This window comes from Amycolatopsis sp. QT-25 (assembly GCF_029369745.1).
Taxonomy (GTDB): Bacteria; Actinomycetota; Actinomycetes; order Mycobacteriales; family Pseudonocardiaceae; genus Amycolatopsis.
The window spans coordinates 6,317,950-6,339,545 of record NZ_CP120210.1 but is presented as its reverse complement, the minus strand read 5'-3'; the positions used below and the strand labels follow the sequence as shown (position 1 = coordinate 6,339,545).

Genomic DNA, 21,596 nt, shown 5'->3' with positions numbered 1-21,596 from the left:
TGGTCCACGTGGTGGACTTTCGAGGTCCCCCGACCTCTCGTGAGCTGGTCACGGCCATACGTGACTACCCTTCGCGTCTGGACTTGACTCACCCGTTTGGGTCTCCTAGCGTCTTCGCGGGCGGAGCGGACCACGCTGTGTTGATCCGGCTATCGGATCCCGCGGGTATGAATCCCCGGCGACCCGACACCTGAAACTGCCGGAAGGAAAACGGACCACGGTGAAGCAAATTCCCCTTCGACGAGGCCGCGGCTCTTCGATTCGTTCGCGGGTTCTGACGATCGCGCTCATTCCGAGCATCGCGCTGATGCTGGTCGGTCTGGCGATCGGCGGGTACCTGATCTTCGACGCGGTCGATGGCCGTGACTACGCGCAGCGGATCCGTGACTCGGAAGCCCCCTCTCTTCCCTTCTTCGTCCAGGTGCAGGAAGAGCGGCGCCTGACGCTGCGCGAACTCGCCGGGGACCGGTCGCAGCACGCCACGCTCGCCGAGCAGCGCGCGAAAACCGACGCCGCCACCCAGGGCGTCGTCGCCCACCTCCAGAAGTTCATCGGCGACTCACCCGACAGCGTGCAGCGCAACATCGCCACGGTGAACGGGCTTTTCCGGAAGCTGCCGCAGATCCGGCAGTCGGCCGACTCCGGCCAGCTCCCGCTGCTGGACGCCTTCACCTTCTACAACCAGATCCTCGACCAGTTCGTCGAGGGGCTCACCGGGCTGGCCCAGGACGCGCCGAACGCCGAAAACGCCTACCAGCGGATCACCGCGGTGCCGCTGTTCACCGCCATCGACCAGATGCAGCGCGCGAACGCCCTCGCCGCCGCGGCGGTCGCGGGCGGCGGCTTCACCGACGAGACCTATCGCGCGTACGTCACCGAGGTCGGTTCGTATCGCTCGCAGCTGGAGTCGTCGGTCTCGCGGATGCTGCCGGACGTCAAGGCGAAGTTCGACCAGCTCGTCGCCGGCGATCCGTGGAAGGCCGTCAACACGGTCGAGAACACCTTCCTGCAGAACAGCAAGGCCACGCTCCCCATCCCCGAGCAGACGTGGCTTCAGGCCGCGCGCGGCGTCAGCGACGCCATGATGCGCGGCTTCGTCGAGCAGAGTGGCACGGCCACGACGCAGGCGGTCGACGACGCCGACCGGACGCTGATCACCTCGGCCATCGCCGCGGCCATCGCGCTGCTGGTGGCGATCGGCGTGTTCGTCATCGCCCTGCGGCTGTCCAACCGGCTCATCGGCAGGCTCGCGCGGCTGCGCGAGGACACCCTCGACGTCGCCGAGATCCGGCTGCCGGAACTGGTGGACCGGGTGCGGGCGGGCGAACCCGTCGACCTCGACGACAAGGGGCACTTCCTCGACCACGGCGACGACGAGATCGGCCAGGTCGCCGAGGCCTTCAACAAGGCGCAGCAGACCGCCATCGCGGCCGCGGTGGAAGAGGCCAGGACGCGTGAGGGCACGAAGACGGTGTTCCTGAACATCGCGCACCGCAGCCAGGTCATCGTGCACCGCCAGCTCAAGGTGCTCGACCAGGCCGAGCGCAAACAGGAGGACCCGGAGCAGCTGGAGACGCTCTTCCAGCTCGACCACCTCTCCACGCGTGCCCGCCGCAACGCGGAGAACCTGATCATCCTCGGTGGCGGCCAGCCCGGCCGTCAGTGGCGCAAGCCGGTGACACTGGCCGAGCTGACCCGTGGTGCCTCGGCCGAGACCGAGGACTTCGCCAGGGTGAAGACGGCGAAGATGCCCGCGATGGCGGTGCAGGGCCCGGTCGTCGGCGACCTCGTGCACCTGCTCGCGGAACTGATCGACAACGCGACCTCCTTCTCGCCGCCGCAGTCGCGCGTCGAGTTGCGGGGGAACGTGGTCGGCAAGGGTGTCGTGATCGAGGTGGAAGACCAGGGTCTCGGTATCGAGCCCGAACAGGCCGCCGAGCTGAACGCGATGTTGGCCGATCCGCCGGACTTCGGCATCATGGCCTTGTCGACAGAGCCGCGGCTGGGCCTGTTCGTGGTCGCCCGCCTCGCCGCGCGGCACGGGATCTCCGTGCACCTGCGCGAGTCGGCGTACGGCGGCACCAGGGCCATCGTGCTCGTCCGCACCGACCTGCTCGCGCCGGTCCCGTCTGATCAGCCGGAGGACGAGGTGGACCCCGAGAGCACAGAGGTGCCGGAAGCCGCGCCGGTGCTCCCGGGCCGTCGTGCCCGCCACCGCACCGAGTTCCCCGCGGAACGGCCCGAACTGCCCGTGCCGATGCCGGTCGCGTCCCAGCCGCAGGCGCAGCAGGGCCCGGAGCAGCCCGGCGGCACGTTGCCGCCGCTGCCCCCGCGGCCGCCGCGAGTGCCCCGGCCGGAGACGCCGCGACCGGAGCCGATCCGCCCCGAGCCCGCGCGTGCCGAGGGCCGTTCGCAGCCGGGGCAGCCGCCGGCGTGGCCGCCCGCGGACGCCCGGCCGCAGGACATCCGTCCCCAGGACGGCCGCCCGCCGCAGACCCGGCGGGCCGGCCCCGAGGCGCCCGGCAGGCCACCGCTGCCGCAGCGCCGCCGTCAGGCGAACCTGGTTCCCCAGCTCAGGGAGGACCGGCCCGCGGCCCAGCACGAGGAGGTCCGCGAGGACACCCCCGAGCTGGCCAGGAACCGGCTCGCCGCGTTCCAGCAGGGCACGCGCCGCGCGCGGGAGACCGAACCCGCCGACGACTACACCGACCTCGACATGTACGGAGATCGTGACTAGATGGCCAACGCGGGAGTCAGTGAACTCGACTGGTTGCTGGACGACCTGGTCAAGCGGGTCAGCGGTGCCGACAGGGCGGTGGTCCTGTCCTCCGACGGCCTGCTCATCGGACGGTCCGGGAACCTGTCGGAGCAGGACGGCGAGCACCTGTCGGCGGTCGCGTCGGCGTTCCAGAGCCTCGCGCGGGGGACGGGACGGCACTTCGGCGGCGGAAACGTCCGCCAGACCATGGTCGAGATGGACCACGCCTTCCTGTTCGTCACCGCGGCCGGGCGCGGAGCGTGCCTCGCGCTGCTGGCGAAGGAGGACGCGGACATGGGGCTCGTCGCCTACGAAATGAATCTGATGGTCAAGCGGGTCGGCGCGGTGCTCACCTCGGCGCCTCGTACCGCGACTCCCACTTCGCCATGAGCGGGCGGCACGAGTCGTGGTTCGAGGACGAGGCCGGGCCGCTGGTCCGGTCGTACGCCGTCACCGGCGGGCGCACCCGATCGGACACCGTCGGCCTCGACCTGATCACCCTGGTGGTCGCCATGCGCAGCGCGCACGAGGTGGCGGGCTTCGAGCCGGAGTACGGGCGGATCCTCGGCCTGTGCCAGAAACCGACCTCCGTCGCGGAGGTCGCCGCGCGCATAGACCTGCCGCTGCCGGTGGTGAAGGTGCTGCTGAGCGATCTCATCGAACAGAACCTCGTGCTGTTCCGCACCGCGACCCCGGTCACCGACACCCCCAACAAACACGTACTCCAGGCGGTTCTTGATGGCATCCGGAAACTCTGAGCCCCGGCGATCCTTGACCGCGAACGCGGTCAAGGTCCTCATCGCCGGCGGGTTCGGGGTCGGTAAGACCACGATGGTCGGCTCGGTCAGCGAGGTTCCCCCGCTGCGCACCGAGGAGGTCATCACCGCGGCGTCCGAGGGCGTCGACGACCTCACCGGGGTCGAGAAGAAGACGACCACCACGGTGGCCCTCGACTTCGGCCGCATCACCATCAATCCCGAGCTGATCCTGTACCTGTTCGGCACGCCCGGACAGGACCGGTTCTGGTTCATGTGGGACGAACTGGCCGAAGGCGCGCTCGGCGCCGTCGTGCTGGCCGACACCCGGCGACTGGACAGCTGCTTCGCGGCCGTCGACTTCTTCGAACGCCGCGGACTGCCGTTCGTCGTCGCCGTCAACTGCTTCGACAACGCCTACCGCTACGGCACCGAGGAGGTCCGGCAGGCGCTCGACGTCGGCATGGACGTCCCGCTGCTGCTGTGCGACGCGCGGGAACGCGAGTCGACGAAGCAGGTGCTGACCGTGCTGATGGAGCACGTGCTGGCGCTCTCGGATCTGGCCGCCGGGCTGCCGCAGGGCCGCTGACCTTCCCCCGCGCCAAGCGCTATGAAGGACGCTTTCATGGCAAATTTTGCCATGAAAGCGTCCTTCATAGCGCAGAGGAGAGGCTCGGGTCTCGTGAGCGGGGTCCTTCCTGTACTCCGGGCGGGCAAGGGCGGAGCCGGGACGGTGAACGTCCCGACTCCGCCATCGTCACCAAGCTCGCCTCCATCGCTGTCCCCTGCGCGGCCCTCGGACGACATCGGTTCCAGGGGAAGACGCATACAGGTCCACGAGACCTTCACGTGCTCGCGGGCTCAGGACCTGCGGCGCCGAAGCAGGGTGTCGAGCGCGTAGGTGCCCGGGCCCACCACCGCGAACAGCAAGAAGATCCAGGAGTACAGCGCGGCGGTCTCGCCCTTGTTCTGCAGCGGTAACAACGCGTCGGGCTGGTGCACGACGAAATACGCGTACGCCATCGTGCCCGAGAGCAGCACCGCGACGGGCCGGGTGAACAGGCCGGCGAGGATCAGCAGCGAGCCGACCGTCTCGATCACCCCGGCGTACCAGCCCGGCCAGGTGGCGAACGGCACGGCGGGCTTGTCGAAGAGTCCCATCTTCTGCAGACCGTGGCAGAGGAACAGGAACGCGACCACGACACGGACGACGGAGAGGGCCAATCCCTGCCACTTGGGCGTGGTCGGACCGATCTCGGTGGTCGTGGCGGTGGCTGTCTGGGTCATGACGCATCCTTCCGGCTCAAGGTGGTCTAAACCATTGATGTGATGAGGATGCCGGACGCCCCCGTCGGCAGGGAACTTTCTTTCGGGGGGTAATTCGATGTCATGACCGGATTTAACGACACCGAAACGCGATAAGGCCCCTTTCCTGGAATCGTTCCAGGAAAGGGGCCTCTCGATTCTCCGTCAGCGGCGGCGAAGGGTGTCGAGGGCGAAGGTGCCGGGGCCGATCGCGGCGATCAGCAGGAAGATCCAGCAGTAGAGGGTCGACAGCTCGCCCATGTTCTGGAGCGGCAGCAGGCCTTCCGGTGCGTGGACGGTGAAGTAGGCGTAGGCCATCACGCCGGAGAGGAGCACCGCGACCGGCCGGGTGAACAGGCCCACCAGCACCAGCGCGGCGCCGACGACCTCGATCACGCTGCCGTACCAACCGGGCCAGGAGCCGAGTTCGACCGAGCCGCCGGCACCGTCGACACCGCCGAAGAAGCCGAATCCCTGCAAACCGTGGCAGAGGAAGAGGAACGCGACGACGATCCGGACGGCCGACTGGATGGCGCCCTGCACCTTGGCGGCACGCGGGGTGGCGGTGGTCGTCGTGTTCTCGGAGGGGGCGATGGTCTTCGTCATGGTTCCGGTCCTTCCGGCAGTGGCTGTGGGCTGCTTCCGACAACGCGTCGGACGAGCTCGACGCGAATCGACATCCGGGCGGAAAGTTTTTTCACGGGCCGGTCACCTCACCCGGTCGGAGCAAGGCCAGACTGGACGTCATGGCGGGTAAGACGAGTGCCGGGATCCTGCTCTTCCGCAGGTCGGGCGCGGTGACCGAGGTGCTGCTCGGGCATATGGGCGGGCCGTTCTGGGCGAAGAAGGACGCGGGCGGCTGGTCGGTGCCCAAGGGCGAATACGAACCGGACGAGACGCCGGAGGCCGCGGCGCGGCGCGAGTTCACCGAAGAGCTGGGGCTGCCCGCGCCGGAGGGGGAGTACCTCCCGCTCGGCGTCGTGAAGCAGTCCGGCGGCAAGGTCGTGACGGTCTGGGCGGTCGAGGGGGACCTCGACCCCGCTCAGGTGGTGCCGGGCACCTTCGAGCTGGAGTGGCCGCCGCGGTCGGGCCGGACGCGGGAGTTCCCGGAGGTCGACAGGGTCGCCTGGTTCGGGCTGGCCGAGGCGGAGGAGAAACTGCTCAAGGGGCAGCGGCCGTTCCTGGCCCGCCTGGGCGAACTGCTCAACGGCTGAGCAACTCGCTGAGCGGTTTGTCGGCCAGTGAGCCGAGCACGAGATCGGCGTGGTCGAAGTTCAGCACCGCGGTGATCGGATTCGGCACCGCCACGCACTGGAGTCCGGCGGCCTTCGCCGCGGTGACGCCGTGCGGTGAGTCCTCGAACGCGATCGCCTCGGTCGCGGGCAGGTCCAGCGCGGCGAGCGCGGCCAGGTAGAGGTCCGGGCTCGGCTTCGCCTCGTGGAGGTCGCCGGTGAGGACGGCCTCGAACGCGTCCGCGAGGCCCAGCCGGTGCAGATGCGTGGTGACCCAGTCGCCGGTCGAACTGGACGCGATGGCCAGCCGCAGGCCCTGATCCTTCGCGTCGTCGAGATACTTCTGGACGCCCGGACGCGGCCCCACGGCTTCCAGCAGCTCGGTGACCCTGGCGCGGACGCCGGTGCGGATCGCGACGCGGTCGAGGTTCTCGTCGTTCTTCTCGAGCAGTTCGAACATCGCGACCGCGGTGTTCTGCGTGCCGATCACGGTGTGCCAGACGTCGAGGGGGAGCTCGCCGCCGCGTTCGCGGAAGATCTCCTGCCAAGCCACGAGGACGGCCGCCTCGGTGTCGACCAGCGTTCCGTCGAAGTCGAAGATCAAGGCACCGATCATGGGACGAGTCTACGTCTTGACTCACCGAGTGGTACGGATTACCGTACGCATTCGTTAGGAAAGTTACCAAACGAAGAAGTGTACGCGAAGTGAACGCCGCGCACCCGTCCCTCTCAACCCGCCGCCACGGATTCCCGGGGAGATCGATGTGAAGGCCCGAACCCGACTACTGCCACTAGGCGCGGCCGCCATCCTGTTGCCGACGCTGCTCAGCGGTAACGCCCAAGCCGCTGATGTCCTGTTGTCCCAAGGTAAACCCGTCCTCGTCTCCTCGGTGGAGTCCTCCTCCTACGGCGGCCCGCTCGCCGTCGACGGGAAGACCGGCACCCGGTGGGCGAGCGCGGAAGGCGTCGACCCGCAGTTCATCCGCGTCGACCTCGGTGGGCCCTCGGCCATCAACCGGGTCAAGCTGAACTGGGAAGCCGCGTACGCCACCGCGTATCGCCTGGAAGTCTCCAACGACGGCTCGGCGTGGACCTCGATCAAGTCCGTCACCAACGGCAACGGCGGGACCGACGACCTCACCGGACTGTCCGGCCGCGGCCGGTACCTGCGTCTCGTCGGCACCAAACGCGCCACCGGTTACGGCTACTCCCTGTGGGAGATGCAGGTCTACGGGACGTCGGACTCCTCCGGCGACACGCAGGCGCCCACCGCTCCGTCGAACCTCAAGGCCGGTTCGGTCACCGCGTCCACTGTGGACCTGACGTGGACCGGATCGACGGACAACGTCGGCGTCGCCGGCTACGAGGTGCTGCGGAACGGCCAGGTCGTCGGCACCACTGAAAGCGCTTCCTACACCGACTCCGGGCTGAGCGCGTCGACCGCGTACACCTACACCGTCCGCGCGAAGGACGCCGCCGGCAACACTTCGGCGGCCAGCAACCAGATCCAGGCGACCACGCAGGCAGGCGGTTCGTCGTTCGTCCTCGCCGCCTCCGGTGACATCGCCGAACAGTGCACCGCTTCGTCTTCTTCGTGCGTCCACCCGAAAACGGCCGCGCTGGTCGGCCAGATGAACCCGGCCGCGGTCATCACCATGGGCGACAACCAGTACGACGACGCCCACATCGAGGACTTCACGAAGTACTTCGACAAGACCTGGGGCAAGTACAAGAACATCATGCACCCGGTGCCCGGTAACCACGAGACCTACGACCACACCCCGCTGGGCGCCTACAAGCAGTACTTCGGCAAGATCGCGACGCCGAACGGGAAGACCTACTACAGCTGGGAGATGGGCAACTGGCACTTCGTCGCCATCGACAGCACGGAGTTCTCGCCCGGTCTCGCCGCGAACGGGATCAGCGACGAGCAGCTGAACTGGATCAAGCAGGACCTCAAGAACAACACGAAGCCCTGCGTCGCCGCGTACTACCACCACCCGCGGTACACCTCGGGTGACCACGGCGACAACGACAAGATGGCCACCCTCTGGGAGACCATGGTGCAGAACAAGGTCGATCTGGTGCTCAACGGGCACGACCACCACTACGAGCGGTTCCATCCGCAGAACGCCGACGGCGACCGGGATGCCGCCGGTCCGGTGCAGATCATCGGCGGTGGCGGCGGGGCGACCCTGTACCCGGTCAAGACGGAGCACGCGGCCACCGCGAAGGCGATCTCCACCTACGGCGTGCTCAAGCTGAACATGTCGGACAACGCCTTCTCGACCCAGCTGATCGGTCTCGACGGCAAGACCATCGACTCGTCCCCCACCTACACCTGCCACTGATCCCCGCGTTTCGGCACCAGGTCGCGATGGTTCGCGTCGCGGACCATCGCGACCTGGCACCTACTTGCGGTCGTTTCGACGCGCGTGAAGGAGGGTTCGCATGTACATAGCCACCAGTCGGGGAGCGGACGCCGCGGCGGAAGTCCCGAAGAGCGGCGTGAAACGGGCCGTCACCGGGAACGTCGTCGCGCTCGGCCTGGTCAGCCTCGTCACCGACATCTCGTCGGAGATGGTGACCGCGGTCCTCCCGCTCTACCTCGTTCTCGGTCTCGGCCTGAGCCCGCTGCAGTTCGGCGTGCTCGACGGCCTCTACTCCGGCGTCACCGCCGTCGTCCGGCTGGTCGGCGGGCATCTCGCCGACCGGTGGCAGCGGCTGAAGGCCGTCGCCTGCTTCGGTTACGGGCTTTCGGCGCTGGGCAAGATCGGCCTGATGCTGGCGGGTTCGTCCACCGTCGCGATCGGTGCCGTCCTGGCGGCCGACCGCACCGGCAAAGGCGTCCGGACCGCGCCGCGGGACGCGCTGATCACCTTGAGCAGCGAACCCGAACATCTCGGCCGCGCGTTCGGCGTGCACCGCGCGATGGACACCTTCGGCGCGTTCCTCGGCCCGCTGGTCGCGATGGCCGTGCTGTGGCTCAGCCTCGGCAGCTACGACTCGGTGTTCTTCACGAGCTTCTGCGTCGCCGCGATCGGCGTGATCATCCTGCTGGTGCTGGTCAAGGACCACCAGCCGAAGCCGGACGTCGAACGCCCCAAGGTCTCGTTGAGGGAGACGGCGGGCCTGATCCGGCAGGCGTCGTTCCGCCGGATCTGCGTGTGGGCGGCGCTGCTGGGCCTGGTCACCCTCAGCGACTCGTTCCTCTATCTCGTCCTGCAGCGCCGATGGGATCTCGGCGCGGTCTTCTTTCCCTTGCTGCCGCTGGGAACGGCGGGCGTGTACCTGCTGCTCGCCGTGCCGTTCGGCAGGCTTTCCGACCGGATCGGCCGCTGGAAGGTGTTCCTCGGCGGGCACGTCGCTCTCGTCGTCGCGCTGCTGGCGTTGCTGGGTCCGGTGGACGGCGGCATCCTCGCCGTGCTGGCGCTGGTGCTGCACGGCGTCTTCTACGCCGCCACCGACGGGGTCCTGATGGCCGCCGCCGGACCGTTGCTGCCCGAGCACCAGCGGGCGAGCGGACTGGCGCTGGTGCAGACCGGACAGGCGACGACGCGGATGCTCGCGTCCGTCCTTTTCGGACTTGCCTGGACCACCTGGGATCTGCGGGCCGCGGTCCTGGTCGCCGCCGGCGCGCTGGCCGTGGTGGTCGTCGCGGCCGCCGTCCTCCGTCCGTTGCGGACACCCGCATGAGGGCGCGCGTCCTGGGGGTGGTGGGGGCGGTCGTCCTCCTGATCGCGGCCGCCGTCGGCTACGGGCTCCACTCCCGCGACCGCGGACCGGAGGTGAATTCCGTCGCCGTCGTCACCGGGCAGCCGGTTTCCGTGCAGGCCAAGGGACAGCTGCTGTTCCGCAACACCGCCGAAGGCCCCGACTTCGGCCGTCTCGCCACCGTTCCGGCCGACCGGCCGGATGAACCCCGGAAGGTGTCCGGGCTCAGCTGCGACCGGTTCGCCGCTTCGGCGGGGACCGCCTTGTGCCTGTCCGCGCAGCCGGGAGTGCTGCCGCCGATGACCGACGTCATCGTGCTCGACAAGGACCTCAACGAGATCCGCCGGATCGAACTGCCCGGCACCCCCAGTCGCGGCCGGGTCTCGCCGGACGGGAAACTCGCCTACTGGACGCTGTTCGTCAACGGCGATTCCTATGCGGAAACCGGATTTTCGACGCGGGCCGGGATCTTCGACCTGAAAACCGGGAAGCTGATGAAGAGCATCGAGGAGATGGGCCTCCTGCTCGACGGCAAGCCGTACTACTCGTCCGACGTGAACTACTGGGGGATCACCTTCACCCCGGACGGGAAGCGGTTCTACGCGACCGTGGGGACGAAGGGGAAGACGTACCTGGTCGAGGCGGACTACGAGAAGCTCGTCGCGAAGATGATCCGGGAGAACGTCGAATGCCCGTCCCTCTCCCCGGACGGGAAGCGGATCGCCTTCAAGAAACGGGTTTCCGCCGATCTCGCGGCGCCGTGGCGACTGGCGGTCCTCGACCTGGCCTCCGGACAGGAAACCCTGCTGGCCGAAACGCGGAGCGTGGACGACCAGGCCGCCTGGCTCGACGACCGGACCGTCGCGTACGGGCTGGAGCCGGGGATCTGGGCGGTTCCGGCGGACGGGAGCGGGGCGGCCCGGCTGGTGGTCGAGCGGGGTAGTTCGCCCGCGGGTGTGTAGTGGGTCGTGAGTGGCGATTCCGGTGCTATTAAGAGTTGAGGCACGCCGCCGTGGTTCTCTCTCGTGTGGTACATGAAGGCCCCCTTCCTTGCGCTAGGCGCAAGGAAGGGGGCCTTCATGTACCACCCCAGGCGCACCGGCGCAGCCGACGAAACCCGAACTCACCTCTGCCGAATACGTGAAGGCCTGCGGTCGGCCCAAGCCGGAATGCAGTAGGTATCCAAGACACTCTTGGCCCTGACCGTCCTCACCACTCAAGACCCTGCAGAGGCTTTGCGAAGTGCTCGAATCGGGCGCTGAGGGGCACTCCGAAGTCCCTTGTAGACGGTGTTGGGCGCGCCGCATCCCTGTGGCGATCACACCCTTCGAGGCTTCGGCGTCCGGACACGTTCGCCTTCCTCCTCACCAACCCGAACCGCCACTCACGACCCGGCCACTCCCAGCGCTTCCGCCTGCTCCCGGAACACGTCGTACGCCGCCTTCCCGAACAGCACGAACCGCACCAGCTCCACCGAACACGACCCGGCCGAAAGCGTGCTCACCACCGTCTCGAGGGCGATCTCCGCCGCGGATTCGACCGGCCACCGGTAGATCCCGGTCGAGATCGCGGGGAAGGCCACGGTGTGCGCGCCGAGATCGGCGGCGACGTGCAGCGAGTTGCGGTGGCAGGCGGCGAGCAGGGCGGAGCGGTCTTCGGAGCCGGACCACACCGGCCCGACGGTGTGCACCACCCAGCGCGCCGGAAGGCGGCCCGCCGTGGTGGCGACCGCCTCTCCGGTCTTCAGTCCCTTGCCGTAGTGACCCGCGCGCAGCGCCCGGCATTCGGCGAGGATCTCCGGTCCGCCGCGGCGGTGTATCGCGCCGTCCACCCCGCCGCCGCCGAGCAGTGACGAGTTCGCGGCGTTGACCACGACGTCGACCCGCTGTTCGGTGATGTCGCCTTCGACCAATTCGATTTTCATGATCACTCCCTCAGCTGAAGTACTCGATCGGTACCGGGGCAACGGCTTTCGGCTTGAGCATATGCGTCTGCCCTTCGATCGTCCGGTGCTCGGCGCCGGGGACGGCTTTCGCCAGCGCGGCGACACCGGTGCGGACCCACGCCGGGCTCTTGCCGCCGTCCATGATCAGCGTCGGCACCGAAACGCTCGCCCAGCGGCCCTCGGGCAGCGGGGTGCCGTCGTGCAGACCGTCGAACAGGGCGGCGTCGTAGCGCAGGGTCGGCGCGACCTTCTTCAGCTTCGGCCAGGCGGGCATGAACCGCATCATGAACACGACCGGCGCCGGGACGCGGACGCCTTCCCGCATGAAGGTCTTGATCGCGGTGCCGGGCCGCCCGGCGGCGATGGCCTTCTCCAGCCGTTCGCCGTAGTCGGCCGGGACCGGCGGACGGGTGTCGTCGACGACCAGCGGGAACTCGTACACCGCCAGCTTCGTGATGGGGAGCCCGGCTTTCGCGGCTTCGAGAGCCAGCGCGGCGCCGGAGGAGATGCCGTAGACGTGCGCCGTCCCGCCCGCTTCCTTGATCAGCGCCGCGATGTCCTCGACTTCGCGAGCGACGGAGAACGGCTCGGTGTCGCCGCTTTCGCCGCGACCGCGGCGGTCGTAGGTGTAGACGGTGAAGTGCGCGGCCAGTTCGGCGGCCAGCGGCCTGGCCGGGCCGAACTCGCGGTGGCACATCGCCCCGTCGACCAGGATGACGGCGGGGCCGGAGCCGGTACGGGTGTAGGCGATGGTGGTGCCGTCTTGCTAGGTCACGGTGCTCATGACGGGAATTCTCCTCGAGTGGTTCGAGCGGAACGGAAGATGACGGCGGTGACCCAGCCCCAGGCAAGCATCACGGTGGCCCAGAAGGCGAGCATCACGACGGCGTTCGCGTTGCCGGCGTCGCCGTTGCTCAGCAGGCTCGCCGGATGCTTGGTGACGTCGAAGCCGTCGCGGACGGCGGCCTGGGTGAGCGTGGTCAGGAAGTACAGCGGCCCCGAGGCGGCGCCGCACGCGAGCCAGGCGCGGGCCGACAGTGCGACAGGGGTCCGGGTGGCGGCGATGGTCATCGTTTCGGCCTTTCGGGGGGAGTGCGTTGGAGACAACCCTCGCCTCGAAAATCTAAATTGTCAAGACAAAAAAAATTGTCGGTAGTGCCCGGTGTGCCGCTGAAGGGGTGGCGCCAGGTGAGTTATTTGCTGTTTCGCAAGGTCAGCAGGGTGATCTCGCTCGGCGCGAAGACGCGCAACGGCGGTCCCCAGAAGCCGGTGCCGCGGCTGGTGTAGAGCTGCGTGCGCTCGCCGTGGCGCGAAAGCCCGGCTAGGACGGGCTGATCCAGCCGGACCAGGAGGTGGAACGGCCAGATCTGGCCGCCGTGGGTGTGCCCGGAGACCTGGAGGTCGATACCCGCCTCGGCGGCCTGCTCGACCTGCTTCGGCTGGTGGGCGAGCAGGACGACCGGCGTGCTCGCGGCGACGCCGTCCAACGCGGCGGGGAGGTCGGGGCCGTGGCCCGGCAGGCCGGAGACGGTGCCGGTCGGGTCGTCGATCCCGGCGAAGACGAGCGTGTCCCCGCCCTGGTGGACCTTCGCGTGCCGGTTGTGCAGCGTGTCCCAGCCGAGGTCGCGCATGTGGTCGAGCCAGGCCTGCGCCTCACCGAAGTACTCGTGATTGCCGGTGATGTAGAACTTGCCGAGTTTCGCCCGCACCTTTCCGAGCGGCGCGACCTGCTGGGCGCGTGCGGCGACGGAGCCGTCGGCGAGGTCACCCGCGTGGGCGACGACGTCGGCGTCGAGTTCGTTCACCACCTCGACGACCTTCTCCGCCCATTTCGTCCGGTTCAGCGGGCCGAAATGGGTGTCGGTGATGATCGCGAACCGGAGACCGTCGAGCCCCGCGCCGAGCCGGGGGAGTACGACGTCGAGCTCCTTGAGTCTCGGCACGCGCCGGGCTTCGGCCATCCCGTACACCGCCAGTACCACGAAGGCCGCCAAGACGACGCCGGACACGATGCCCGCCGCAGTGTCCACTCCGGACACCGCGAGCACGAGCCGCAGCACGTTTCCGAGTATCGACAAGGAGAACAGCAGCCAGACCAGGCCCAGGGAGAGGTCGCCGATCTTCGCCGCGAGGTCGCGCTGCCACGGGCCGTGGCCGAGGACCATGCACGCGGGCAGGGCGATCGCCCCGGCGGCGAACACGATCGTGCCGAGGACTTCGAGCGCGGCCGGGAGTGCGGGCGAGCCGACGATCGTCCACCACGGCACACCGAACAGGAGGGCGAGAGCGGTGATCAGTGCGGCGACGCGGACAAGGATGCGGGGCATGATGTCGGCCAGACTAACAGACCATCGGTCTCTACCGCCGTCTTCGCCGCGGGGCGGGCGCCCACACCACCGCCGGCGCGTCGCAGCTGGTGTGGGCGGCGATGGGCGCTGATGCCGTGCTGACCGCGGTGGTGGGGCTGGAGCAGGTGGCGGGGTATCGCCGCTGGCGACTTCGCCGGTCGAGATGGTGACCTCGGGGCTTGCTGTGGTGATGCTCGATCAACGGAGGATCGGAGACGGTGAGTGTCCCTGATCCTCCGTTGATCGAGGCCGGAAAGCGGAGGCAGGCAAAGGCCGGTCTGCGCTCACCGTCCTACCACTCACCCCACGTGCACCGCCGCTTCCCGCCTCCAGCAAGGCTTTCGCGACACGCCGCCCTCACAATCACGATCAGCGCGCTAGCGGCCGACGTAAGCGCGAAGGTGCTGCGCCGTGAGCGTGTCACCGGAGGCGACCAAGTCGGCCGGAGTGCCCGTGAACACCACTTGGCCCCCGTCCGAACCGGCGCCCGGCCCGAGGTCGACGATCCAGTCCGCGTGCGCCATCACCGCCTGGTGATGCTCGATGACCACCACCGTGTTCCCGGCGTCGACGAGCCGGTCGAGCAGCCCCAGCAACTGGTCGACGTCGGCGAGGTGCAGGCCGGTGGTGGGTTCGTCGAGGACGTAGGTCGCGGATTTCTCCGCCATCCGGATGGCCAGTTTGATCCGCTGCCGTTCGCCGCCGGACAGCGTCGTGAGTGGCTGCCCGAGCCCGAGGTAGCCGAGGCCGACGTCGGAAAGCCGGTCCAGGATCGTCCGCGCCTGACCGGAGGCGAAGAACTCGCGCGCCTCGGCGACCGGCATCGCGAGGACCTCGCTGATGTCCTTGCCTCGCAGCTTGTACGTCAGCACCTCCGCGGTGAACCGCTTGCCCTCGCATTCCTCGCAGACCGTCGCCACGCCGGCCATCATCGCCAGATCGGTGTAGATCAGGCCGATGCCCTTGCATTTCGGGCAGGCACCTTCGGAGTTCGCGCTGAACAGGGCCGCCTTGACCCCGTTGGCCTTGGCGAACGCGGTACGGATCGGGTCGAGCAGGCCGGTGTAGGTCGCCGGGTTGCTCCGCCGCGAGCCGCGGATGGCCGACTGGTCGAGCACCACCACGTCGTCCCTTGTGGACAGTGAACCGTGGATGAGCGAGCTCTTGCCCGAGCCGGCGACGCCGGTGACCACGGTCAGCACGCCCAGCGGGATGTCGACGTCGACACCGCGCAGGTTGTGCCGGGTCGCGTCGCGGATGGGGAGCTGGCCGGTGGCCACGCGGACGTCGGTGCGCAGCCGCGCCCGGTGGCCGAGATGCCGTCCGGTCAGCGTGCCGGACGCGCGCAGCCCGGCGACGTCGCCGGTGTAACAGATCCGCCCGCCGTTCGGCCCCGCGCCGGGCCCGAGGTCGACGATGTGATCGGCGATCTCGATCGTCTCCGGTTTGTGCTCCACGACGAGCACCGTGTTCCCCTTGTCCTTCAGGAGAAGCAGCAGGCCGTTCATCCGCTGGATGTCGTGCGGGTGCAGCCCGACGGTCGGTTCGTCGAAGACGTAGGTGACGTCGGTGAGGCTGGAACCCAGGTGCCGCACCATCTTCACCCGTTGCGCCTCACCGCCGGACAGCGTCCCGGATTCGCGGTCGAGGCTCAGGTAGCCGAGGCCGATCTCCACGAGCGAGTCGAGGGTGCCGCGCAACGTCTGCATCAGCGGGCCGACCGACGGATCGTCGATCTTGCGGACGAAATCGGCCAGATCGCTGATCTGCATCGAGGAGCAATCGGCGATGTTCAGCCCCTCGATCTTCGAGGACAGCGCCGCCTGGTTGAGCCGGGCGCCGTCGCAGGCCGGGCACAGCCGGAAGGTGATCGCCCGGTCCACGAAGGCGCGGATGTGCGGCTGTGTGGCTTCCTTGTCCTTCGACAGGAACAGCCGCTGGACCTTCACCAGCAGCCCTTCGTAGGTCGTGTTCATCCCGCCGAGCTTCATCTTGGTGGCGGGTTTGTGCATGAAGTCTTCCCACTGCCGGGGGGTGTAGTCCTTCAGCTTGACGGCCGGATCGACGAAACCGGCTTCCGCCAGCCCCTTCCAGTACCAGCTGCCGGGCGCGAAGTTCGGGACGGTGATCGCCCCTTCGTCGAGCGAAAGCTCCTTGTCGACGAGCTGGTCGAGGTCGATGGTGGAGACCTTCCCCAGCCCCTCGCAGTCGGGGCACATTCCCTCGGGAAGGTTGAAGCTGAACGCCCCCGAAGTCCCGATGTGCGGCTTTCCCAGCCTGCTGAAGACGATCCGCAGCATCGTGTGCGCGTCGGTCGCGGTGCCGACCGTCGACCGGGAATTGGCCCCCATCCGCTCCTGGTCGACGACGATCGCGGCGCTCAGGTTTCGCAGCGCGTCCACGTCCGGCCGTCCCACCGGGGCCATGAAGGACTGGATGAACGCGGTGTAGGTCTCGTTGATCAGCCGCTGTGACTCCGCGGCGATGGTGCCGAACACCAAGGACGACTTGCCCGAGCCCGACACACCGGTGAAGACGGTGAGGCGGCGTTTGGGGATGTCGACCGAGACGTCGGCGAGGTTGTTCTCTCTGGCTCCGCGCACCTGGATCATGTCGTGGCTGTCGGCGGCCGAAGGCATGGCTCTCCCCTGGTTGAACTCTTTAGCCTGTAAAGTGAGGGTAGCAGAGGTTGGTTTATGCTGTAAGGAGTTGGCAAGTGGTCGTCTACGCGGCTCAAGGAGACCCCTGGCGGTCGATGGCCCTGCTGTGGCGGACCGAGTCGCCGGACGCCGAGCGGCCCGGCCCCAAGCCGGGGCTGTCGGTGGAACTGATCGTCGAAACCGCCATCACCATCGCGGACGCCGAAGGCATGGCGGGCCTTTCGATGCGTGCCGTCGGGGACAGGCTCGGCCGCACGGCCATGGCGCTGTACACCTACGTCCCCAGCAAGAGCGAACTGCTCGACCTCATGTACGACAAGGCGCTGGCCGAGCTGTCGGTCGCCTACGACGGGGACGACTGGAAGGCCGACGCCGCGCGCTGGGCCGAGGATCTGTGGGACTTCTATCTGCGGCATCCGTGGGTCCTGCAGGTCTCGCAGGCGCGGCCGGTGCTGGGGCCGAACGAGTACGTCGTCCTGGAGGCGCTGGTGAAGATCCTGCGCCGGACCGGATTGCGCCCGGCGGCGTTGCGGCGGCTGATCAGCGCGTTGTACTCGTGCGTGCGCGAGCCGGCCAGGACGGCTTCGGAGTCGCGGCTGGCCGAAAAGGTGACAGGGCAGTCCGACGACGAGTGGTGGAACGCGCGGTCCGCGCTACTGGAGGAGGTGTCCCCGGACTTCGCCGAGCGATTCCCGACCCTGACCTGGATGGAGGGCGAACAGGCGTTCCGGATGGAGGACGAGACGGTGCCCTACCTGGAACAGGAGGCGAGGGAGGCCTTCGAATTCTCGCTGGCCGTTCTTCTGGACGGGATCGAAGTCGCGCTGAAAGCGGAGTAGCCTTCTCCACATGCCCAGTGATTTCGTCTTGAAGACCATGAACGCCGTCCACCGCGTCATCCAGAAGGTCAGCGGCGGTCGCGCCGGCTGGCAGGTCGCCGGGATGACCGTGCTGGAACTGACCACCGTCGGCCGCAAATCCGGTCAGCCGCGCACCGTGCTGCTGACCTCGCCGCTGCGGGAGGGCGAGGCGTACGTCATCGTGGCGTCCCGCGGTGGCGACGACCGGCACCCGGCGTGGTTCCTCAACCTTCGTGACCATCCGGACGTCGAGGTCACCTTGAAGGGCGAAAGCCCCCGGCCGATGGTCGCGAGCGTCGCCGACGCCGGGCAGCGCGCCCGGCTGTGGCCCAAGATCACCGCGAACTACAAGAACTACGCGCAGTACCAGACCAAGACCGAGCGGGAGATCCCCGTGGTGCTCCTGACCCCGAAAGCGTAGGCGCTGCCCTCCGCTCAGGTGAGTCTCCGCGGTGGTGGGAAGCCTGGCACTTACGACCACCTGTACCGAACGGCCACCCGCGGTTCCCGCTCACTTGCCCTTTCCGGTCCGTATCCCCGCGCGGGCCGGGTCCATCGGCCCTACCGGCGAGTCGGTGGGCCGGGGACCGTGGATCTCGACGAGGTACACGACGAGAACGCGGGGATGCCGATGTCCGACTCCTTGGGTCTCGAGGTGCTCGATCGCGAGGAGTGCCTGTCACTGCTCGCGGGCGCCGGGCTGGGCCGGGTGGTGTTCACCTCCCGTGCCCTGCCGGCGGTCCAGCCCGCGCGGTTCGTGCTCCACCACGGCGCGATCGTGATCCGGACGCCGTCACAGAGCGCGTTGTTCGCCGCGATACTCGACAGTGTGGTGGCGTTCGCGGTCGACGAGTTCTCCGCGAATCTGGGGGCGGGCTGGTTCGTCACCGTCCTGGGCCGCGCCTCCGAGGTGCGTGATCCGATCGTGATCGCCGAGCTCGAGACCTTGCCGCTGTGCTGCTGGACCGGTCAGCCGGACGCGCGCTATGTTCGCATCCCGGTCGAGTCGGTCACCGGTCGGAGGATCCTCGGCGGTCGCGGTAACGAAGCACTGTCCGTGATCGACGCACCAGATGAGCGATCCGGGCGCGTTCGTCATCCTGACCCCACTGCCCGGGGAGTTACTCCGGGACGGTGACGCCAGTGCGGCGGGAGAGTACGGCGGACGACGCCAAGGCGCCCAGAATCCTGGACGCGGTGGCTGGGATCGCCCACGACCTCGGTCTCTCCGACGTCCTGCGGCGCCTGGTCGAATCCGCCTGCGAGCTGACCGGTGCGCCGTTCGGCGCGCTGAGCGTGCTGGATTCGGACGAGTTCATCCGCTTCGGCGACGCGTGGGAACGGCCGCCGCCGGAGGACGAGTCCCGGGTGGTGCCCATCCGCATGCGCGGCCGCATCTTCGGGATGCTGTACCTCGCCCGCAAACCGGACGGCGAGGAGTTCACCGAAGCCGAAGAGGACCTGCTCGTCGCGCTCACCGCGGCGGCCGGGGTGGTGATCGAGAACGCCGCGCTGTTCGAGCAGGTGCAGCGGCGCGAACGCTGGCTCGAAGCCTCCTATCACGTCACCGGCGCGCTCCTGACCGACCAGGATCTCACCGCCACCCTGCGCCTGATCGCCGAGCGCGCCCGCGTCGTCGCCGGTGGTTCGGCGGGTGCGGTGGCCCGTCCGCGCGGTGACGGGATGCTGGTCTTCGAGATCGTCGAACCGCCGGGGCCGGACGCCGACCGGCTCGCCGGGGTCACCGTGCCGACCGAAGGCACCGCGACCGGTTTGGCGTACACGAGCGGCGAACCCGTCGTGGTCCGCGAGTACGGCGACAAGGTGCTCGAGCACCAGGGCGAACGCGGTGTCACGATGCCCGCGATGATCAAGGACCTGGATTCCACGGTCGCCGTCCCGTTGATCGTCGGCGAGGAGAAACTCGGCGTCCTGCTGGTGGCGAAGTTCCGCGACAAGACCCCGTTCTCCGCTTACGACGTCCAGCTCGCCGAGACCTTCGCCGCGCACGCCGCGCTCGCGGTCGAATTCGCCCGCGCGCAACAGGACAGGCAGCGGCTCGCCGTCTTCGAGGATCGCGACCGGATCGCCCGCGACCTGCACGATCTGGTGATCCAGCGGCTTTTCGCGATCGGGCTCGGCCTGGAAGGGCTCAGCAGGCTGACCGGCGAGCCCGCGGTCTCCGGCCGGGTGGCCGGCTTCGCGCACGAGATAGACCGTACGATCCGCGAGATCCGCAACAGCATCTTCTCGCTGCAGGAACCGGCCGAGGCGCAGGGCAGCCTCCGGTCGGAGTTGCTGCGCGTCGCGCTCGACGCGGGCTGCGCGTCCGAGCCCAGGGTCGGCTTCGACGGTCCGCTCGATTCGGCCGTGCCCGACACGGTCCGCTCGGACCTCATCGCGACCCTGCGGGAAGCACTGTCCAATGTGGTCAGACACGCGGCGGCGACGGTGGTGTCGGTCGACGTCGCGGTCGATCGCGACGGGCGGCGGCTGGAACTTTCGGTGGTGGACGACGGTGTCGGCATGCCCGCCGAACCCGGCCATCGCAGCGGCGTGGCGAACCTCGCCGAACGCGCGGCCCGCTGGAACGGCGCCTTCGCCGTCGAAGCGAGGCCGGAAGGCGGGACGAGGCTCGACTGGTCGGTGGAGCTGCCGGCCCGACAGGGGAGTGTGGGATGACGATTTCGGTGTTCCTGCTGGACGATCACGAACTCGTCCGCACCGGGCTGAAGACCGTCTTCGAGGCGGAAGACGATCTGACGGTGGTCGGCGAGGCGTCCACGGCCGCCGAGGCCTACGTGCGGATCCCCGCGGTCAAACCGCAGGTCGCGGTGCTCGACGTCCGGCTGCCGGACGGTGAGGGCGTCAGCGTCTGCCGGGAGATCCGGGCGTCCGTCGACCCGCCGCCCGCCTGCCTGATGCTGACGTCCTACTCCGACGACGACGCGTTGTTCGGCGCGATCATGGCGGGCGCGGCCGGGTACATGCTCAAGCAGGTGTCCGGTGGCGCGCTCGTCAAGGCCGTCCGCACGGTCGCCGCCGGAGGTTCGCTTCTGGACAGCACGCTGACGGCGTCGGTGATGAACCGGCTGCGCGGCGAGAGCGACGCCCCGGACCCGCGTTACGAACAGCTGAGCCCGCAGGAGCGACGGGTGCTCGACCACATCGCCGACGGGCTGACCAACCGCCAGATCGCGGAAAAGCTGTACCTGGCGGAGAAGACGGTCAAGAACTACGTGTCGTCCTTGCTGCACAAGCTCGGGTTCGAACGCCGCACCGCCGCGGCCGTCTACGCCACCCGACGTCGCAAGCCCAGCGCCTAGAAGAGCGTGAACTCGCCGGCGAAATCGGGATCGTCGCGCAGCACCCGGCGAAGTTCGTTGAGCGCCCTGTGCTGGGTGACGCGGACCGCCCCCGCGCTCGCCATGCCCAGCGCGCCGGCGGTCTCCTCGGCGCTGAACCCGTGGATCACACGCAGCACCAGTACGTCGCGCTGCCTCGCCGAAAGGACCTCGAACAGCCGCGACAACCGGCGGCCACGGTCGGCCTTCTCGACCTCTTCGAACGTCGGGTTCCAGGGTCCGTCCTGGTCGGGTTCCGGATCGGGCACCGGCGCGGACGGGTCGCGGGCGAGGTTCCGGCGGACGTCGGCGACCTTGTGCGAGGCGATCCCGAAGACGTAGGGCAGGAAATTGGTGTTCTGGTAGTTGTAGCGCGGCAGCGCGACCAGGACGGCCATGAGGACCTCCTGCGCGCAGTCTTCGGCGTTGGAGATGCCACGCGTCGCCCCGCCCAGCCTGCCCGCGCAGTACCGGAACACGATCGGCCGGAGCAGCGTCAGCAAACTTCCCAAGGCCCGCCGGTCACCACTGATCGCCGCGCGGATCATCTCGCCGTCCGGTTCACCGGGCCGGGGCTGATATGTCGGGCGCACGGGCTCGGTCACGGTCATCACGCCGGATCGGCCGTTCTCGGCGCGCCACTGTGCGTTCCCATCGTCCCCACCTCCCGAAAGC

General features: G+C 68.7%; 22 protein-coding genes. 13 read left to right on the top strand and 9 right to left on the bottom strand.

Annotated features, from left to right (window positions below):
- The first annotated feature begins 220 nt into the window (after positions 1 to 220).
- From P3102_RS29465 to P3102_RS29450, 4 genes are read left to right on the top strand one after another with little or no spacing between them, the layout of a single operon-like run.
- Positions 221 to 2,737 (top strand): nitrate- and nitrite sensing domain-containing protein, encoded by a 2,517-nt coding sequence (locus tag P3102_RS29465; RefSeq protein ID WP_276363535.1) that lies wholly within the window; start codon positions 221 to 223, stop codon positions 2,735 to 2,737.
- A complete protein-coding gene (locus P3102_RS29460; RefSeq protein WP_276363533.1) occupies positions 2,738 to 3,148 on the top strand; it encodes a roadblock/LC7 domain-containing protein in 411 nt (136 codons plus the stop codon). It abuts the gene before it with no gap.
- Positions 3,145 to 3,516 (top strand): DUF742 domain-containing protein, encoded by a 372-nt coding sequence (locus P3102_RS29455; RefSeq protein WP_276363531.1) that lies wholly within the window; start codon positions 3,145 to 3,147, stop codon positions 3,514 to 3,516. The genes P3102_RS29460 and P3102_RS29455 overlap by 4 nt, the downstream gene beginning before the upstream one ends.
- Positions 3,497 to 4,102 carry an ATP/GTP-binding protein gene (locus P3102_RS29450; protein WP_026466899.1) on the top strand — a complete coding sequence of 202 codons (606 nt, stop codon included), beginning with the start codon at positions 3,497 to 3,499 and terminating at the stop codon, positions 4,100 to 4,102. The genes P3102_RS29455 and P3102_RS29450 overlap by 20 nt, the downstream gene beginning before the upstream one ends.
- A gap of 272 nt (positions 4,103 to 4,374) precedes the next feature.
- On the opposite strand, the gene P3102_RS29445 is transcribed toward P3102_RS29450, so the two are convergent.
- Entirely contained in the window at positions 4,375 to 4,800 is a 426-nt protein-coding gene (locus P3102_RS29445; protein WP_276363523.1) for a DoxX family protein, read from the bottom strand.
- Between the two features lie 183 nt (positions 4,801 to 4,983).
- Complete coding sequence (locus tag P3102_RS29440; protein WP_276363521.1) at positions 4,984 to 5,424, bottom strand: DoxX family protein; 441 nt, start codon at positions 5,422 to 5,424, stop codon at positions 4,984 to 4,986.
- A 140-nt stretch (positions 5,425 to 5,564) separates the two neighbouring features.
- Here P3102_RS29440 and P3102_RS29435 point away from each other — a divergent pair, with 140 nt between their 5' ends.
- Positions 5,565 to 6,032, top strand: a complete 468-nt coding sequence (locus P3102_RS29435) for an NUDIX domain-containing protein (RefSeq protein WP_276363520.1) — start codon at positions 5,565 to 5,567, stop codon at positions 6,030 to 6,032.
- On the opposite strand, the gene P3102_RS29430 is transcribed toward P3102_RS29435, so the two are convergent.
- Positions 6,022 to 6,666, bottom strand: coding sequence for an HAD-IA family hydrolase (locus tag P3102_RS29430; protein ID WP_276363518.1), 645 nt, complete (start codon positions 6,664 to 6,666; stop codon positions 6,022 to 6,024). The genes P3102_RS29435 and P3102_RS29430 overlap by 11 nt on opposite strands.
- A gap of 148 nt (positions 6,667 to 6,814) precedes the next feature.
- Here P3102_RS29430 and P3102_RS29425 point away from each other — a divergent pair, with 148 nt between their 5' ends.
- The 3 genes from P3102_RS29425 to P3102_RS29415 all read left to right on the top strand — a co-directional run bounded on the left by P3102_RS29425 (position 6,815) and on the right by P3102_RS29415 (position 10,726).
- Complete coding sequence (locus tag P3102_RS29425) at positions 6,815 to 8,401, top strand: discoidin domain-containing protein (RefSeq protein WP_276363516.1); 1,587 nt, start codon at positions 6,815 to 6,817, stop codon at positions 8,399 to 8,401.
- Positions 8,402 to 8,501: 100 nt separating this feature from the next.
- Positions 8,502 to 9,746, top strand: a complete 1,245-nt coding sequence (locus P3102_RS29420) for an MFS transporter (protein WP_276363515.1) — start codon at positions 8,502 to 8,504, stop codon at positions 9,744 to 9,746.
- Positions 9,743 to 10,726: a hypothetical protein gene (locus tag P3102_RS29415; protein WP_276363513.1), complete on the top strand. Its 984-nt coding sequence runs from the start codon at positions 9,743 to 9,745 to the stop codon at positions 10,724 to 10,726. Before P3102_RS29420 ends, P3102_RS29415 begins: the two co-directional genes overlap by 4 nt.
- A gap of 422 nt (positions 10,727 to 11,148) precedes the next feature.
- Here the strand turns inward: P3102_RS29415 and P3102_RS29410 are convergent, their stop codons facing one another.
- From P3102_RS29410 to P3102_RS29390, 5 genes are all read right to left on the bottom strand, one after another.
- Positions 11,149 to 11,688, bottom strand: a complete 540-nt coding sequence (locus P3102_RS29410) for an O-acetyl-ADP-ribose deacetylase (RefSeq protein ID WP_276363511.1) — start codon at positions 11,686 to 11,688, stop codon at positions 11,149 to 11,151.
- Positions 11,689 to 11,698: 10 nt separating this feature from the next.
- Complete coding sequence (locus P3102_RS29405; RefSeq protein WP_276371405.1) at positions 11,699 to 12,460, bottom strand: alpha/beta hydrolase; 762 nt, start codon at positions 12,458 to 12,460, stop codon at positions 11,699 to 11,701.
- A gap of 29 nt (positions 12,461 to 12,489) precedes the next feature.
- Positions 12,490 to 12,780 (bottom strand): hypothetical protein, encoded by a 291-nt coding sequence (locus tag P3102_RS29400; protein ID WP_276363509.1) that lies wholly within the window; start codon positions 12,778 to 12,780, stop codon positions 12,490 to 12,492.
- A 122-nt stretch (positions 12,781 to 12,902) separates the two neighbouring features.
- Positions 12,903 to 14,036, bottom strand: coding sequence for a metallophosphoesterase (locus P3102_RS29395; RefSeq protein WP_276363507.1), 1,134 nt, complete (start codon positions 14,034 to 14,036; stop codon positions 12,903 to 12,905).
- A 398-nt stretch (positions 14,037 to 14,434) separates the two neighbouring features.
- On the bottom strand, positions 14,435 to 16,696 hold the full coding sequence (locus P3102_RS29390) for an excinuclease ABC subunit UvrA (RefSeq protein ID WP_276363506.1): 2,262 nt from the start codon (positions 16,694 to 16,696) through the stop codon (positions 14,435 to 14,437).
- 77 nt (positions 16,697 to 16,773) lie between these two features.
- On the opposite strand from P3102_RS29390, the gene P3102_RS29385 reads away from it, so the two are divergent.
- The 5 genes from P3102_RS29385 (at position 16,774) to P3102_RS29365 (ending at position 20,903) form a co-directional block, all read left to right on the top strand.
- Entirely contained in the window at positions 16,774 to 17,556 is a 783-nt protein-coding gene (locus tag P3102_RS29385; protein ID WP_276363505.1) for a TetR/AcrR family transcriptional regulator, read from the top strand.
- 10 nt (positions 17,557 to 17,566) lie between these two features.
- The gene (locus P3102_RS29380; protein ID WP_276363503.1) at positions 17,567 to 17,998 is read left to right on the top strand and encodes a nitroreductase family deazaflavin-dependent oxidoreductase; all 432 of its coding nucleotides are present in this window, start codon (positions 17,567 to 17,569) and stop codon (positions 17,996 to 17,998) included.
- Between the two features lie 168 nt (positions 17,999 to 18,166).
- Positions 18,167 to 18,715 carry a pyridoxamine 5'-phosphate oxidase family protein gene (locus P3102_RS29375; RefSeq protein WP_276363501.1) on the top strand — a complete coding sequence of 183 codons (549 nt, stop codon included), beginning with the start codon at positions 18,167 to 18,169 and terminating at the stop codon, positions 18,713 to 18,715.
- Positions 18,712 to 20,259: a GAF domain-containing protein gene (locus tag P3102_RS29370; RefSeq protein ID WP_276363499.1), complete on the top strand. Its 1,548-nt coding sequence runs from the start codon at positions 18,712 to 18,714 to the stop codon at positions 20,257 to 20,259. The genes P3102_RS29375 and P3102_RS29370 overlap by 4 nt, the downstream gene beginning before the upstream one ends.
- Positions 20,256 to 20,903 carry a response regulator transcription factor gene (locus P3102_RS29365; protein ID WP_276363498.1) on the top strand — a complete coding sequence of 216 codons (648 nt, stop codon included), beginning with the start codon at positions 20,256 to 20,258 and terminating at the stop codon, positions 20,901 to 20,903. Before P3102_RS29370 ends, P3102_RS29365 begins: the two co-directional genes overlap by 4 nt.
- Here the strand turns inward: P3102_RS29365 and P3102_RS29360 are convergent.
- A complete protein-coding gene (locus P3102_RS29360) occupies positions 20,900 to 21,532 on the bottom strand; it encodes a sigma-70 family RNA polymerase sigma factor (RefSeq protein ID WP_276363496.1) in 633 nt (210 codons plus the stop codon). The genes P3102_RS29365 and P3102_RS29360 overlap by 4 nt on opposite strands.
- Between the last annotated feature and the right edge of the window lie 64 nt (positions 21,533 to 21,596).

What these genes read in the sequence shown, in the direction of transcription:
- P3102_RS29460 (WP_276363533.1), top strand. Translation starts at nt 2,738, where the DNA reads ATGGCCAACGCGGGAGTCAGTGAACTCGACTGGTTGCTGGACGACCTG.
- P3102_RS29455 (WP_276363531.1), top strand. Translation starts at nt 3,145, where the DNA reads ATGAGCGGGCGGCACGAGTCGTGGTTCGAGGACGAGGCCGGGCCGCTG.
- P3102_RS29450 (WP_026466899.1), top strand. Translation starts at nt 3,497, where the DNA reads ATGGCATCCGGAAACTCTGAGCCCCGGCGATCCTTGACCGCGAACGCG.
- P3102_RS29445 (WP_276363523.1), bottom strand. Translation starts at nt 4,800, where the DNA reads ATGACCCAGACAGCCACCGCCACGACCACCGAGATCGGTCCGACCACG.
- P3102_RS29440 (WP_276363521.1), bottom strand. Translation starts at nt 5,424, where the DNA reads ATGACGAAGACCATCGCCCCCTCCGAGAACACGACGACCACCGCCACC.
- P3102_RS29435 (WP_276363520.1), top strand. Translation starts at nt 5,565, where the DNA reads ATGGCGGGTAAGACGAGTGCCGGGATCCTGCTCTTCCGCAGGTCGGGC.
- P3102_RS29430 (WP_276363518.1), bottom strand. Translation starts at nt 6,666, where the DNA reads ATGATCGGTGCCTTGATCTTCGACTTCGACGGAACGCTGGTCGACACC.
- P3102_RS29420 (WP_276363515.1), top strand. Translation starts at nt 8,502, where the DNA reads ATGTACATAGCCACCAGTCGGGGAGCGGACGCCGCGGCGGAAGTCCCG.
- P3102_RS29415 (WP_276363513.1), top strand. Translation starts at nt 9,743, where the DNA reads ATGAGGGCGCGCGTCCTGGGGGTGGTGGGGGCGGTCGTCCTCCTGATC.
- P3102_RS29410 (WP_276363511.1), bottom strand. Translation starts at nt 11,688, where the DNA reads ATGAAAATCGAATTGGTCGAAGGCGACATCACCGAACAGCGGGTCGAC.
- P3102_RS29400 (WP_276363509.1), bottom strand. Translation starts at nt 12,780, where the DNA reads ATGACCATCGCCGCCACCCGGACCCCTGTCGCACTGTCGGCCCGCGCC.
- P3102_RS29395 (WP_276363507.1), bottom strand. Translation starts at nt 14,036, where the DNA reads ATGCCCCGCATCCTTGTCCGCGTCGCCGCACTGATCACCGCTCTCGCC.
- P3102_RS29390 (WP_276363506.1), bottom strand. Translation starts at nt 16,696, where the DNA reads ATGCCTTCGGCCGCCGACAGCCACGACATGATCCAGGTGCGCGGAGCC.
- P3102_RS29380 (WP_276363503.1), top strand. Translation starts at nt 17,567, where the DNA reads ATGCCCAGTGATTTCGTCTTGAAGACCATGAACGCCGTCCACCGCGTC.
- P3102_RS29365 (WP_276363498.1), top strand. Translation starts at nt 20,256, where the DNA reads ATGACGATTTCGGTGTTCCTGCTGGACGATCACGAACTCGTCCGCACC.
- P3102_RS29360 (WP_276363496.1), bottom strand. Translation starts at nt 21,532, where the DNA reads ATGACCGTGACCGAGCCCGTGCGCCCGACATATCAGCCCCGGCCCGGT.